We start from the raw sequence: 15,049 nt of genomic DNA, 5'->3' as shown, positions 1-15,049 counted from the left end.
AATAAAAACACATAATCATTCAGCTTCTATTATAGCTGATTTGAATATCATCTGTCATGCCTAAATAATTTAATAATAGAAATTTCTGCATGGTAAATTTCAAAATAAAGCAGAGTTTGAAAATCCAGCTTCCTGATATATAAAAACTGCAACGATATAAGAAAATCGCTGCAGTTTTTTTATCATGTATCCTGAAGTTTTTTGACAGCAAACTGTAACACGGAGTCATGTCCGGCATCAAAGGCTTTCCCATCCTGGGAAATCTTTATATCAGGCGTAATTCCGACCTTGTTGATCTTTTTGCCGTCAGCAGTCTTGTATTCGCCGATTGAGATCTTCAAAGCAGCATCCTGATCATTTTCAAAAATGACATCCTGTATGGTTCCCTTGCCAAAAGTAGTTTCACCGATGATAAGCCCTTCATGTCTGGCCTGAACGGCACCAGCCAATATTTCAGAAGCACTGGCACTGTTCCTGTCAACAAGGATTGCCATCGGCATAGGATTTGAAATTCCCTCTATATCATATTGCTTAGGGGCTCCATTTTTAGGAATATAACTTAGAACGAGTCCCTTGCTCAGTATCTGATCAGCAATATCCACAACGGATTCGATGGAACCGCCAGGATTCATACGCAAATCAATGATGAGCTTCTGCATGCCCTTTGATTTCAGATCGGCTAATGCCTGCTTGAATTCAGATGGTGTATTCTTGGCGAAGATGAATATATGAATGTATCCTGTATCAGGGCTTGCCATAGAAGACGAGACGCTGGGGATATTAATATCAGAACGTATAATATCCGAAGAATAGGATTCACTGCCTCTGGTATATCCAATCTTGACAGACGTTCCAGATTCTCCCTGAATTGACTGAGAGATGGCATTCGGTTCCCATCCATCGATGCTCTTTCCATCCACAGATTTCAAGACATCTCCGGATTTCAGTCCGGCTGAGGCAGCAGGGCTATTGGGAATGACATATAATATCACAGGTTCTTTATCAATGGTAAAACCGATAATGATGCCGATACCGTGATATTCTCCGTTTATCCCCTGTATGAAGGAATTCAGCTTTTCACCAGTAAGATATGTTGAATAGGGATCTCCCAGTGATTTCACCATTCCGTTTACAGCGCCTTCAAACAGGACTCTGTCAGATACAGGCTCATAATAATCCGCCTTTACCGTACGGTAATTGCAAAGGAATCCTATAAATGCCTGAGGATCATCCGTAAGCCAGTACAGCACACCTGTAAGAAACACGATGCAGAGTGCCAGGCAAAGAACAATATGAAGCAATACGTTCTTCCAGGACATATGGAACTTAGACATTATAAGTAACCCATCGGGTCAACGGCTGAACCGTTTACCTGCACTTCAAAATGGCAGTGAGGCCCTGTGGAGTTGCCCGTGGAACCGGCAAAGGCAATGACCTGGCCCTTTGAAACGCTCTGACCTTCAGAAACATTCAGCGACTGGTTATGTCCATAAAGTGTCTGCATTCCGTTTCCATGGTCTATGATGACTGCATTCCCGTAACCGCTGATCCAGCCGACATAAATAACGGTTCCGCTGTCAGCGGCATGAATCGGAGTTCCATAATCGACGCCTATATCAATACCGGAGTGATAGATTGTCGTTCCAAATATCGGATGGACACGGTAGCCATATGGAGAAGTGATTGGACCGTTGCATGGCCAGCTGAGAACACCGCTGCCCTGCGTATAGGATGGCGCTTCACCACCGGACTGCGAGGCAGCCTGTCTGGCAGCTTCCTGCTGGCGGAGTCGTTCCTGAATCAAGTTATGAACCCGCTTAGATTCAGCAATCAAATCTTGTTCCATCTGAGCAGCTGCAGCCTTATTGTCTTTCGCATCATCAAGAACTTTCTGCTGTTCAGCTTTCTTAGCTGCAATCTGACTCTGTGCTTTCTGAGCTTCCTGAGCGAGTGCATCTAATCTTGCCTTATCCTTTTCCAATTGTTCTTCTTTAGCTTCAATCTGGGCTTTCTGATTCTGGATTTCCAATATTAAATTATAATCTGACCTGATGACACGTTTTAAAAGTTCCAGCCGGTTTGCAAAATCACTGAAACTCTTTGCACCAGTTATAACTTCAAGGTAGTTCAGCTGGCCATGCATGTAGATGGAACGGACTCTCTGGTTCAGGACCTTCTGATGCTGGAGCAAATGCTCCTGTGCCTTTCTGATTTCCTCCTGAGTCTGTTTTATCTGAGCATTGATCTGTGCCTGCTGATTCTGAATATCTTTGAGTCTGGCATTTGCAGCATCTAGATCTACCTGGATCGCTCTCAGCTTTACATTTACCTGGTCAATAATCTCCTGCCAATTTGCTTGAGAATTATGTGATTCATCTATCTGACCTTGAATATCCTGTAATTGATCATCAAGATCATCGGCAAAAGTCCCCTGATAAGATGACGCGGCTAAGGTGCAGGCTATGATAATCGATAAAGCAAATTGATTTTTTCTATTCATTAATTACACCTTCATATATTTACGAAGTGAAATTGCACTGCCCAGTATGCCGATAATTATACCAATGGCCAAAATGATCAAGGTGGTATACATCATGAATGGCCAGAGAGGAATGATAGGGATAAATACAAGCCCTGCCCCGGTCATTTCATTGATTGCCAGTTTATAGCCTTCCCATAAGATGAAAGAAGCAATACCGGAACCAATCAGGCCTATAATCATGCCTTCGAAGAGGAATGGCCAGCGGATGAAGCCGTTAGTAGCGCCGACATACTTCATAATCTGAATTTCGCGCCTTCTTGCAAAGACTGTAAGGCGGATGGTATTGGAAATAATAAACAGTTCTGCGCCTGCCAGGAATGCAATAAGAACAACGCCGCTGATTCTTATTACCTGAGCAACTTTATAAAGCTGTTCAATAATATCCTGTCCATACTGCACACTTTCGACACTATTATATTTTGCTACCGTTTGTGCAGCTTCTTTCAGCTGATCCGGAGTGGTAAAGGATGTCTTGTAAGAAGCAGGAAGCGGATTGCCGTTGATTGCATCCAGAAGCCCCTGCTGATCCTTCATCCTTTCGCGGAATTCAGCCATGGCCTGATCCTTGTTTGTGAATGAAATTTCCTTGAGGCCTGGAAGAGTTTTTAACTGTTTGCCAACATCCATTACCTGATTGGTGGTGAGACCATCCTTAAGATATATCGTCATTTCCACCTGATTTTCCAGATAGGACGCCATATGGTTAATATTCAGAACAGCAGCAAGAAATACCCCGAGTATAAACATGGAAAGCGTTACTGTCAGAATGGAAGCCAGAGCCATGAATCTGTTTCTTAAGAGGGACCTAAATGTTTCACCCCAAAAATAAGATAAAGAACTAAACATTTAGATCATAGCCACCTTTCTTCACATCATTGACAATATGGCCCTCCTCGATATTTACAACCCTTTTATGCATAGCATTAACCAGATCTTTATTATGGGTAACCATGATAATAGTTGTTCCCATATGATTGATTTCTGTAAAAAGCTTCATAATTTCTTCGGATGTCTTAGGATCCAGATTGCCCGTCGGTTCGTCGGCGATAAGTAATGTGGGCTGATTAACTAAAGCACGCGCAATAGCAACTCTCTGCTGTTCACCACCGGATAATTTGCTCGGAAGCTCTTTTTCCTTTCCACGAAGTCCTACAAGATCGAGAACTTTATTGACTCTTTCCTTGATGTCTTTCGATTTTGTACCAGTAACCCTCAGTACAAAAGCTATATTTTCAAAAACTGTTTTTTCAGACAGCAGCCTGAAATCCTGGAATACAATTCCAAGACTTCTTCTGTAATAAGGTACTTTGCTGGGTTTGAGCTTATTGATCTTGATGTTATTTACAATGACAGAACCGGTTTCAGGAACCAGTTCATGTGTGAGTATCTTAACAAAGGTTGACTTCCCCGCTCCGCTGGGGCCTACGATAAAGACAAACTCTCCTTTGTCGATATGTATATTTATATTGCTTAAAGCAGTATGTCTGGCATCATAATTTAATGACACATCATCAAAAGTAATCATTAAAAATCCTCACTTCCTAGTGATAAGTTTTACTGCCTCTTCTACAATATGTTCTGAAGTCAGATTGTATTTCTTTAATAAATCTTCTGCTTTGCCAGATTCGCCAAATGTGTCATTCGTACCAATCATAGACATGGGAACCGGTTTATTCAGGCAGAGAACTTCAGCGACAGCTCCGCCTAAACCGCCTTTGACGGTGTGTTCTTCACATGTAAGAATCGCACCTGTTTCAGAAGCAGCTTTGTTAATGGCAGCTTCATCAATCGGTTTAATAGAGCTCATGTTAAGAACTCTGGCAGAAATTCCCTGTTTTGCCAATTCATCAGAGGCCTGTACTGCTTTTTCGACCATGATTCCGCAGGCGATGATCGTCAAATCACTGCCCTCTCTTAAAGTGGTGCAGCATCCTGGCGTAAAGACATGGCCCTCCGGCGTGATGTCTTCGCATTTTGCACGACCCATTCTGATATAAACAGGACCATGATAGGAAGCTGCCCAGCGAACTGCAGCTTTTGTTTCCTCGCCATCTGCAGGAACAATTACAGTCATATTAGGCAATGCTCTCATCAGAGAAATATCCTCGAGCATCTGATGGGTAGCACCATCTTCACCAACAGTCAGACCTGAATGTGTTACGGCAATTTTAACGTTTAATTTAGGATAGCAGATAGAGTTTCTAATCTGTTCATAGGCTCTGCCAGCCCCGAAAACTGCAAATGTGGATGCAAACGGAATTTTTCCTGCAGCAGCTAAGCCTGCGGCTACACCCATCATATTTGCTTCGGCAATACCGGTATTGAAAAAACGATCAGGGTAGGCTTTAGCAAATACCTGTGTTTTTGTTGATGAGGATAAATCAGCATCTAATACGACAATGTCCGGATTTTCTCCACCTAATTCTTTTAAAACTTCACCATAAGCGTCACGCGTAGCTTTACCCATTATTCTGCCTCCAGAACTTTAATAAATCTTTCACATTCCTCTTCTGACGGTGCTTTGCCATGCCAGCCAACCTGATTTTCAATTTCAGGGATTCCCTTGCCCTTGACAGTCTTCATGATTATCATTGTCGGCTTGCCCTTTGTGGCTTTTGCTTTTTCAATAGCATCATGAAGTTCAGCCATATCATGTCCATTGACTGATAAAACATTCCATCCAAAAGCTTTGAATTTATCAGCAATAGGCAGCGGAGACATGACCTTTGTAATAGGTCCGTCAATCTGCAGGCCGTTGTTATCAACGAATGCAGTCAGATTATCCAGTTTGTAATTTCCTGCATACATTGCAGCTTCCCAGACCTGGCCTTCTTCTAATTCTCCATCGCCGAGAACTGCATAAACTCTCCAGGATGCTTTATCTATTTTTGCACAGAGAGCCATGCCGCATGCAGCACTGATTCCCTGGCCTAAAGAACCTGTTGTCATATCCACACCCGGGATATGTTTCATGTCCGGATGCCCCTGAAGGATATGACCAGCCTGTCTTAAATGAGACAATTCTTCCTTCGGGAAATATCCTTTATCAGCCAGGACAGCGTACAGAGCCGGAGCTGCATGACCCTTGGAGAGGACAAATCTGTCTCTTTCCTTATCCTGAGGCTGGGCTGGATTCACTTTCATTTCTTTAAAGAATAATAAAGTCAGCAGATCGATGACAGATAAGGAGCCTCCTGTATGTCCCGAATTTGCTTTAGTTATCATTTTTATAATATCAATACGCAAATTTTTAGCCTTGTTCTTCAGGCCCTGAATTTCACTTTCACTCAGATGACTCATCTGGTTTCCTCCTTTGTTTCAACAAAGCGTCTCAGAATATTAGCATTTTCACCTGCATAATGTTGAAGATCTTGAACAGAATCCCATACCTTAGGAGGCATTCCGTGTTCAAGGATGTGACATGTCTTATTATACAACTTTTCTGCATCCAGATGTTGCACAGAAGCACCCGGTTCAAGACCAATCAAACTCAAAAAGTTATCTATTTTAGGGTCATAGGAAATCCCTATAAAAGGAACCCTCATCAGTGCAGAAAAGATCAAGGCATGCAGTCTCATTCCAACAATCAGATTACAATTGCCGATAATAGAAATTAATTCGTCCAGAGTATATCCGCCCTGCAGACGGAAAATATTTTCCTTAGCAAGATTTCCTGCTATTTCTTCGGAAGCCACTCTGTCATCAGGTGACTGCATCGGTATAAAGACAACAGCATAATCTTTCAACGAAGCAATCTTATTAATGTAGGAAATCAAATCATTTGTCCAGGAATACTTTTTCTCCCAGCGTCTGATGGCAACGCCAATGATTTTCTTATCGGCGGGAATCCCTTCTGCATCAAGAATTGCTCTTCCAGGTTCCAGCTTCGGGGGATGCAGTGAAAGGACGGCATCTGCCGTTGTATATATCCTGCGTTTGACACCCAGTCTTTCAAGAAAACCTTTTGATTCCTTATCCCTGACCGTTATAACATCCACATGGTTAAGGACATGTTTCAGTACAATTCTGATTACACGGTATCTGACCGGTCCTATCCCCTGTGAATAAAGGAAGACCCGTTTCCTGAATAAAACGCCCAGCGTAATGATGGATAAATAATAAATCATGCTTTTCCAGCTGGTCACATCCTGCAGGAGGCTTCCGCCTCCGCTTATGATGAGATCAGAACGGAATATACTTTTTATGATAGGAAGCATGCCGAAGCGCGGAATTGCCTTAACATCAAAAATCCAGGATGTCTTGGCTGGAGAACCAGAAATAACAGTAATCTCCGGAGTATCAAAAGTACTTCTAAGTGACTGTATTATGGCTGACAGCATGGCTTCGTCACCGGCGTTATTAAAACCATAATAGCCAGAGATTACGATTTTATAATTTGCCATATCGTTCTCCAAAAAACTTAGTAATTCGTGCCAGAATCATTACACCCAAAAGTGCTGCAACCATGGACAGCGTACCAGCGGCCAGACCATCCAGTCCCCTGATAAAGCTCAGGATAAAGGGGCTGCGCATATGCGCGAAGGTTTCGACCATGGATCCCTGCCCTATCGTTACCGCAAGAATTAAGAGATAATGCAGGATCTGCGGCCATTTCCTATATAATGCAGCCAAAGACAGCAGGATGGCGGGGTGTCCGAACAAGAACTCTTTTTCTCTTGGACGGGCATACATGGTATCTTCCAGGAAACGTCTTAAGGCAATTTCAAAAGCAGGTATAGGAGCCCCATTATTACCGCTGCGGCCTATAAAGACATACCCGACAATTGCAAGAATCCCAAGCCCGGCCAATAATCCCAGCTTTATCTGTACAGAGCAGAATTTCTTGACAAACTGAACGAAATCTCTGTCTGATGCAACTACATGTCCGAAGAAAGGGAATTTTTGAATATAGATAATGGATACCAGGATAATAGGGAGCAAAAAGGTTACTTTTACACCTCTGAAAATCTGCATCTCCAGCAAGAATCTGATGTCCCCGAGAAGGCCGCTGATAAACAGGGCGCCGATAAGGGAAAGAATTCCTGCAATCCACAGAATAGCGACGGATTCCACGAAGAGTCTGCCCCAGCCGATTTCGGAGAAAGCTTTGTTCTTCTGCTTGATGCAATATTCAAGGAATAAAGACACAACAACTACCGGAGTGCAGACGGCACATCCAAGGGCAAGCATCTGCAAAGGCAGGACGGAATGCGTCAGCCAGAATAAGCCCTGTGTAAGTAGGAGCACAGCGATTTCAATCACATATCCGAATTTAAATGCGGCAGGGAATATCAGAACAAATGCAAGTACGCATAATGATGCAGCACCTGCCATAGCAATAGCGCGTACTATGGAATTAGGGAAATATGGTTCCATGATGGAAGCCTTCCCTACCGAGAAACCATGTTCTTCAAGCCTCTGCTTGACATCAGAAATATATTCTGCATTCGTCTCAGACAAGGTCTTGCCATCAGCAGCAAACTTGTAAGACGGGAAAAGATTCATCCTTATATTTCGTTCAATATCAGAAATATAGAATCTGGATGCAGCTTCATCCGGACTGATTTTAATCAGTTCATCTTTTGACATGGCATACAGACGGACGACATCATAGTCCATATATCTTGCAAGATCCAAAATACCATCCTGGCGTTCAAAGCCGAGCTGATTCTGAGCCTCTATAAGAACAACGGGGATTTTAAGTTTCTGGAGCCCGCCGGCAAGATATTTAAGCTGGCTTTTATATCCCAACGCTTCCTTTCCCTGGAATATAACAGCACTCACTTTATCCGAAGACGATACAGCATCCAAGAACAGCTGAACATCATCTTGTGTTACATGCGGGATATTGGATGGTCTTACTACTACATAGAATCCTTTTGCAGCCGCATTTTTGATGGATTGCTTGAATATGCCAAGAGGCATCGTCATAAATTTATCATATGCTCCGTTCACTTCAAGTGTATCGGTGCCTGCAATTTGATGTTCTTCTAAGTCTTCAGGACGAAGAAGTGCATTCAGGTGCTCTTTTACTTCGCCGAAATATTCGGCGCTGTTATCTTCTGAACCCTGCTGAATGTAAATCTTATCTTTATCGATCCTGCCTGCTTCAGAAGGATTTCTAAAAGCAAAATCAGAACCACGGTAAACCTTCAAATAGTTATGATTAACCAATTTTTCCGGAGTTTCATCATACACTGCCAGAGAGGTTATCCCACTTTGCTTATAAAGCGAAAAAAGCTCATCCGGTGTTTTTTTCTCCACAGATGCGCTGTCGATAATATTATTGTAATCATAAACCATTTCTACGGTTCTTGCAGCAGTTTCTACATGATTACGCTGCAGGGAGATCATCCCTGCAGCAATTGCACCAATGCATATTAAAACTGTTAAAACCTTAACAAAACCACTATGCATAGCTTTCATTATTTCCACCTTTTACTGTGCCTTGGAGTTGAACTTGTTCATCTTCAGGTAACCTTCGATAAATGGATTCAGATCTCCGTCCATGACACCCTGGATATTGCCTGTTTCTACACCAGTCCTGTTATCTTTTACCAGTGTGTACGGCTGGAAAACATAGGAACGAATCTGGCTGCCCCATTCAATCGACTGCTGCTCGCCTTCAATTTCCTTTGTCATGTTTTCACGTTTTTTCAATTCTAGTTCATAAAGCTTTGCGCGAAGGAGTCTTAAGCACTGCTCTTTATTCTGGAACTGTGAACGTTCGTTTTGGCAGGCTGCCACAATCCCGGTAGGGATATGTGTCATACGGACAGCTGAACTTGTTTTATTAATGTGCTGTCCGCCTGCACCGCTTGAACGATAGTAATCGACCCTGACATCAGCCATATTCAGGTCCACCTGGACATCATCGCTGATTTCCGGCATTACATCAACAGCAGAGAATGAAGTATGGCGGCGTTTGGCAGCGTCAAACGGAGATATTCTGACAAGTCTATGAACGCCTTTTTCGGATTTCAGGAAACCGTAAGCATACTCTCCCTTGACCATATATTCCGCACTCTTTATACCAGCTTCATCGCCTGGGAGCATATTGAGTTCTTCTATCGTAAAGCCTTCTGATTCAGCCCATTTGATATACATTCTTATGAGCATCTCTGTCCAGTCCTGAGCTTCCGTACCGCCAGCACCGGCATGGAACGTGATAATGGCATTATTCTTGTCATACTGGCCGCTCAGAAGAAGTTCTATTTCCTTTTTATCAAGGATTGCCTTGACCTCGGCTAATTCTTCTGCAATTTCAGGCTCCATTTCCTGGTCATCTTCTTCGATTGCCAGGTCAAGGATATCCTTCAAGCTTTCTGCACGCTGAAACAGATTTGTATATGTTTCATAAGCATCCTTTGCTTCTGTCGCCTTCTGGGAAATTTCTCTGGCCTTGTCAGCATCATTCCAGAATGTCGGATCGCTCATCTGGACGTCATAACTCTTGATTCGTTCTTTCAGTCTGGGTAAGTCAAAGTGAATCCCTTATTTCTCTCTCATGACTCAGTAAATCAGTTAGTGTTTTCTTTAAATCTTCTAACATCTGATATATCATCTCTCTCTCTTTATTCAATGCTTGGTATTCTTTATATGTGAAGTGACTTAATTCTTGCTGGCATTTTCATTGTCTGTATAGGATGAATCTTCATTGACATAATGAGGTGTTGCATCTTTCAAATGGTCATCCTGTTCTACAGCTTCAGCCGGAGGCTCTTCAGCAAATCTGATCTGAATGTGATACAGATAGAGAATGATTGTCTCCATCATAGCCTGCTGCATTTCCTCAAAGATGTCATAAGCTTCAACTTTGTATTCTACGATCGGATTTCTTTGACCATAGGAACGCAGGCCGATGCCTTCCTTGAGCATGTCCATATCATCGAGATGTTCCATCCATTTGGAATCGACAACTTTAAGCATGACAGCCTTTTCGAGTTCTCTCATCATAGGAGATCCAATGGATTTTTCTCTGGAGTCATATGTTTCATGAGCGCATGTTTTCAGTTTGTCTTCTACTTCTTCACGGCTCATTTCTTCAAGCTGTTCTACCGTAAGTTCACCCGGTGAGAGGAAGTACTTTTCACTATACTTCAGAAGGCCGGCAAAATCCCATTCTTCCGGATATAATTTGGGATCAGCGTAAATTTCCATTCCTTTTTCAATGATTGTGTCGACCATGTTCAGGATCTGGTCCTTCATGTTTTCGCCCTCAAGGATTCTTCTTCTCTGTTCATAGACGACCTTACGCTGCTGGTTCATGACATCGTCGTATTCGAGAACGTACTTACGTATATCAAAGTTACGAGCTTCTACACGTTTCTGGGCCTTCTGGATAGCATTTGAAACCATCTTGCTGTTGATCGGTTCATCATCATCAAGGCCCATCTTTTCCATGAATTTCTTTATATTATCGCCACCGAAGATTCTGAGAAGATCATCTTCCAGCGAAAGGAAGAACTGGCTTGAACCCGGATCGCCCTGTCTGCCGGCACGTCCGCGAAGCTGATTATCAATTCTTCGGCTTTCATGACGTTCAGTACCAATAATCGCAAGTCCGCCAAGTTCAGCAACACCTTCGCCAAGCTGGATATCCGTACCACGGCCTGCCATATTCGTTGCGATGGTAACCTGCCCCTTCTGGCCTGCCTGAGCGACAATCATTGCTTCACGTTCATGATATTTAGCATTCAGTACACTGTGGACAATGCCTGCCTGGGTCAAAAGATGTGAGAGTTCTTCGGACTGTTCGATCGACGTTGTACCAATAAGCATTGGCTGCCCGGTCTGATGTCTGCGCTGAACTTCCTTGACAACCGCTCTGTACTTCCCTGCTTTTGTCTTGAAGACAACATCGGGGAGATCCTTACGCAGTATCGGTTTATTGGTTGGAACCTGAAGTACAGGAAGTCCGTAAATCTTGATAAATTCCTGTTCTTCCGTTTTTGCAGTACCGGTCATACCGGCGAGCTTAGCATACATTCTGAAGTAGTTCTGGAAGGTGATTGTTGCCAGAGTCTGGCTTTCACGCTGTACTTCCAGTCCCTCTTTTGCTTCAATAGCCTGATGGAGGCCATCAGAGTAACGACGGCCATACATCAGTCGGCCGGTAAATTCATCAACAATAACTACTTCGCCATCCTTGACGACATAGTCACGGTCTCTTTCCATCATGGCCTGCGCACGCAGGGCCTGAACGAAGAGATGGTTTAATTCCAGATTTTCTGCGTCATAAAGATTATCTACATGAAGCAGTTTTTCCATCTTTGCAACACCGGCTTCAGTCGGTGCAACAGTTTTCTGCTTTTCATCAATTGTGTAATCTTCATCCTTCTTCAGCTGCGGGACAAGTTTTGCCATTACGTAGTAATTATCCGTAGATTTCTGTCCCGGTCCGGAAATGATCAATGGTGTACGTGCTTCATCAATCAGAATGGAGTCGACTTCATCGATCAGGCAGAAATGCAGCGGACGCTGTATCATCTGATCCAATGATGTGACCATATTATCTCTAAGATAATCAAAGCCAAATTCATTGTTTGTCCCGTAGGTAATATCTGAGTTGTAGGCAATCTTTCTCTGGTTGAAATCAAGATCATGTACAATCAGTCCTACAGTAAGTCCTAAGAATTTATAAACCTGGCCCATCCATTCACTATCACGCTTAGCAAGATAATCGTTGACAGTGATGACGTGTACGCCCTTTCCTTCCAGAGCGTTCAAATATACCGGAGCAGTTGCAACCAAGGTCTTGCCTTCGCCGGTGCACATTTCAGCAATATTTCCCTTGTGGAGGATAATACCGCCAATCAGCTGCACATCAAAGTGACGCATGCCAAGTACACGGCGGGATGCTTCTCGTATTACAGCAAAAGCTTCCGGCAGGATATCATCAAGAGTTTCCCCTTTCGCCAGTCTTGCCTTAAATTCATTTGTTTTGTTTGCCAACGAGGAATCGCTAAGTTTCTTCATTGAACCTTCAAGAGGATTTATTTCCTGTTCAACGATCTTGCGGATCTTTTTGATCTCTTTCTCATTTGAACCATTGAACAACCTGTCAAAAAACTTATCAAACATCGAAGCAGCTCCTTATTTAAATTGATTCAAGAATCTAATCCTTCCAGCATATCTATTCATCTGTACATCTTGTTTATTTTATCAAAATACCCCCATATAGTCAAAAGGGAGCGGAATATTCCGCTCCCTTTTTCATTAATCTCTACTAATTTATTTGTTAGCGTCAATCAGACCATACTTGCCGTCATCTCTGCGATAAACGACAGCCATTCCTTCGGTCTCGGAATTGAAGAACATGAAGAAACTATGTCCTAAAAGATTCATCTGAAGAATTGCTTCTTCCGGAGACATTGGGGTAATGTTGAAATGTTTGGTCTTAACAATTTCAAAAGCAGATTCAGATACAGGCTGTACAGCTTCTTCTTCCTGCATAAACTGTTTGCTGAGCGTGTTTCTTTCTTTGAATTTCTTTGCCAGGCGTGTCTTATATTTATGAATCTGTCTTTCAACTTTGTCAAAAACAAGGTCGATCGATTTGTACATATCGTCAGACTTTTCAACACCACGAAGAATTACGCCATCAACAAACACTGTCACTTCACAAGTTTTCGTCATATTGGAAATGCGAAGTAAAACATTGATCTTAATGGGTTTATCAAAGTACCTCTGAATCTTTCCCGTATGCTTTTCTACATAAGTATGTAAAGCATCGGTGATCTCAAGATTTTTGCCTCTTACTGTTAACTCCATAATAAGATCCCCCTTTCCTTAATAAGCTGAATTGCTTATCCTTATGTATTTATTATACGATATTTATAATTTTTTTCAAATCAAAATTATTTAATCATAATTAGCATACTATAAATTTAGGGTTATAGGACAAAACGTGTTGGTAAAAATTTATATTATGCTTGTATTAAGGGCAGAATACGGGGCATACTGAAATACGCCCGAGCTGCACTGTAATCCATCTCATCACAATTAGCTGGAAGCGTAAAAGCGCCCATATTCTCAGCACTTCCAGATTTGTGTTCAAATGCGCACTTTTCCGCATCAGCAGCAGATAAAGACACAATAAGGGCATCTATTTTTCATAACGATAATCTTTCCAGAAGATTATTCACACTGAAAAGATAAAATCCCATTTTAGCCTGTATTTATCAGGGGTTTGAGGCTTTTTACCAACACGTTTTGTCCACCCTTTAAGAATTACTGAAAGTCTTAAAATGCCGATGGAGCCCGATAAACGCGGGGCTCATCGACTATAAAAACAACACGAAATGTCCTATAAGCCTAAATTTATATTTATGAAACAAATGAAAAATGGGAGTAAATCCATTAAAGATTTACTCCCATTCTTTGATTCAGAAACTTTCGCTCTATTGCTTCAGTAAGTGATCAGCCTTCAACTTTTACGTTTGCAGCCTGCGGTCCTCTTGCACCATCAATAATTTCGAAATCAACTTTCTGACCTTCATTCAGTGTCTTGAAGCCATCGGACTGAATAGCAGAGAAATGAACAAAAACATCTCCGCCTTCTTCTCTTTCAATAAAGCCATAGCCCTTTTCTGCACTGAACCACTTAACTGTACCTTTCATGGAAATTCCTCCTAAAAAAATTACTACATTGCTCAGATTGAGCATGTTTTAACAATACCATAATTTTTTAATTTCGTCAATCTAAAAGCCGAAATATAGCTGTCCAAATATTATAAAAATTTGGGCTTTGGTATAAAAATAAATTATGGCAGGATTGTTTAGAGAACCTGGGAGAGGAATTCCTTTGTCCGGTCTTCTTTTGTATGATTGAACACGTCTTCCGGAGTACCTTCTTCTACTGTGACGCCCTGGTCGATAAATACCACGCGCGATCCAACCTCACGGGCAAATCCCATTTCGTGAGTAACGACGACCATAGTCATGCCCTCTTCAGCAACTTCCTTCATGACGTCCAATACTTCATGGACCATTTCTGGATCCAGTGCAGAAGTCGGTTCATCAAACAAGAGAGCTTTCGGCTTCATCGCAAGAGCACGGGCAATCGCGACTCGCTGCTGCTGACCGCCTGAGAGCTGTGCCGGTTTGTAATCCGCTTTATCAGCAAGGCCGACTTTCTTCAGAAGAAGCATACCTCTTTCCTTCGCCTCATCAGAGGAAATCTTTCTTACCTTCATAGGCGCCAGCATAAGATTTTGCAGTACTGTCATATGCGGGAACAAATTAAATCGCTGAAAGACCATGCCGACTTCAGTTCTTACGTAATTGATGTTCTTTTCCCCGTTAACCTCAAGGCCATCAAAGAAAATAGCGCCCGATGTCGGTGTTTCAAGTCCGTTTATGCAGCGTAAAAGCGTACTTTTTCCTGAACCGGACGGTCCTATGATAACCACAACTTCTTTTTCCTTGACCTTCAGGCTGATGTCTTTTAAAACTGTAAGATCACCAAACTTCTTGCTTATATGCTTGATCTCTATCAAATTTTTT

Annotated in this window: 13 protein-coding genes; all 13 read right to left on the bottom strand. The window is 42.4% G+C overall.

All coding sequences use genetic code 11. The annotated features are described in order from the left end of the window. Positions 1–182 precede the first annotated feature (182 nt). Complete coding sequence (locus tag Dia5BBH33_RS04265) at positions 183–1,334, bottom strand: S41 family peptidase (RefSeq protein WP_108849758.1); 1,152 nt, start codon at positions 1,332–1,334, stop codon at positions 183–185. Then, positions 1,334–2,500, bottom strand: a complete 1,167-nt coding sequence (locus Dia5BBH33_RS04260; protein ID WP_108849759.1) for a murein hydrolase activator EnvC family protein — start codon at positions 2,498–2,500, stop codon at positions 1,334–1,336. Before Dia5BBH33_RS04260 ends, Dia5BBH33_RS04265 begins: the two co-directional genes overlap by 1 nt. A 3-nt stretch (positions 2,501–2,503) precedes the next feature. Continuing rightward, on the bottom strand, positions 2,504–3,388 hold the full coding sequence (gene ftsX / locus Dia5BBH33_RS04255; RefSeq protein WP_022382778.1) for a permease-like cell division protein FtsX: 885 nt from the start codon (positions 3,386–3,388) through the stop codon (positions 2,504–2,506). After that, positions 3,381–4,067, bottom strand: coding sequence for a cell division ATP-binding protein FtsE (gene ftsE / locus Dia5BBH33_RS04250; RefSeq protein WP_143332441.1), 687 nt, complete (start codon positions 4,065–4,067; stop codon positions 3,381–3,383). Before ftsE ends, ftsX begins: the two co-directional genes overlap by 8 nt. Positions 4,068–4,076: 9 nt before the next feature. Further along, entirely contained in the window at positions 4,077–5,009 is a 933-nt protein-coding gene (locus Dia5BBH33_RS04245; protein ID WP_162849331.1) for a transketolase family protein, read from the bottom strand. After that, positions 5,009–5,842, bottom strand: coding sequence for a transketolase (locus Dia5BBH33_RS04240; RefSeq protein ID WP_143332439.1), 834 nt, complete (start codon positions 5,840–5,842; stop codon positions 5,009–5,011). Before Dia5BBH33_RS04240 ends, Dia5BBH33_RS04245 begins: the two co-directional genes overlap by 1 nt. Then, entirely contained in the window at positions 5,839–6,945 is a 1,107-nt protein-coding gene (gene csaB, locus Dia5BBH33_RS04235) for a polysaccharide pyruvyl transferase CsaB (RefSeq protein WP_022382774.1), read from the bottom strand. Before csaB ends, Dia5BBH33_RS04240 begins: the two co-directional genes overlap by 4 nt. Next, positions 6,932–8,968 (bottom strand): DUF5693 family protein, encoded by a 2,037-nt coding sequence (locus Dia5BBH33_RS04230; RefSeq protein ID WP_143332438.1) that lies wholly within the window; start codon positions 8,966–8,968, stop codon positions 6,932–6,934. Before Dia5BBH33_RS04230 ends, csaB begins: the two co-directional genes overlap by 14 nt. A 12-nt stretch (positions 8,969–8,980) precedes the next feature. Next, positions 8,981–10,094, bottom strand: a protein-coding gene (gene prfB, locus Dia5BBH33_RS04225; RefSeq protein ID WP_288178202.1) for a peptide chain release factor 2 whose coding sequence is annotated in 2 segments (ribosomal slippage) — positions 8,981–10,024 and positions 10,026–10,094 — 1,113 coding nt in all. Because the reading frame shifts where the segments join, the coding sequence is not laid out codon by codon here. A gap of 59 nt (positions 10,095–10,153) precedes the next feature. Beyond that, positions 10,154–12,625: a preprotein translocase subunit SecA gene (gene secA / locus Dia5BBH33_RS04220; RefSeq protein ID WP_143332437.1), complete on the bottom strand. Its 2,472-nt coding sequence runs from the start codon at positions 12,623–12,625 to the stop codon at positions 10,154–10,156. 150 nt (positions 12,626–12,775) lie between these two features. Continuing rightward, the gene (gene hpf / locus Dia5BBH33_RS04215) at positions 12,776–13,315 is read right to left on the bottom strand and encodes a ribosome hibernation-promoting factor, HPF/YfiA family (RefSeq protein WP_022382770.1); all 540 of its coding nucleotides are present in this window, start codon (positions 13,313–13,315) and stop codon (positions 12,776–12,778) included. A gap of 648 nt (positions 13,316–13,963) precedes the next feature. Further along, positions 13,964–14,164 carry a cold shock domain-containing protein gene (locus Dia5BBH33_RS04210; RefSeq protein ID WP_022381899.1) on the bottom strand — a complete coding sequence of 67 codons (201 nt, stop codon included), beginning with the start codon at positions 14,162–14,164 and terminating at the stop codon, positions 13,964–13,966. Between the two features lie 158 nt (positions 14,165–14,322). Continuing rightward, positions 14,323–15,042: an amino acid ABC transporter ATP-binding protein gene (locus Dia5BBH33_RS04205; protein ID WP_162849330.1), complete on the bottom strand. Its 720-nt coding sequence runs from the start codon at positions 15,040–15,042 to the stop codon at positions 14,323–14,325. Between the last annotated feature and the right edge of the window lie 7 nt (positions 15,043–15,049).

It is taken from the genome of Dialister hominis (genome assembly GCF_007164725.1).
Classification (GTDB): domain Bacteria; phylum Bacillota; class Negativicutes; order Veillonellales; family Dialisteraceae; genus Dialister; species Dialister hominis.
The sequence above is the reverse complement of the archived record's forward strand: the minus strand, read 5'-3'. Positions and strand labels throughout refer to the sequence as shown.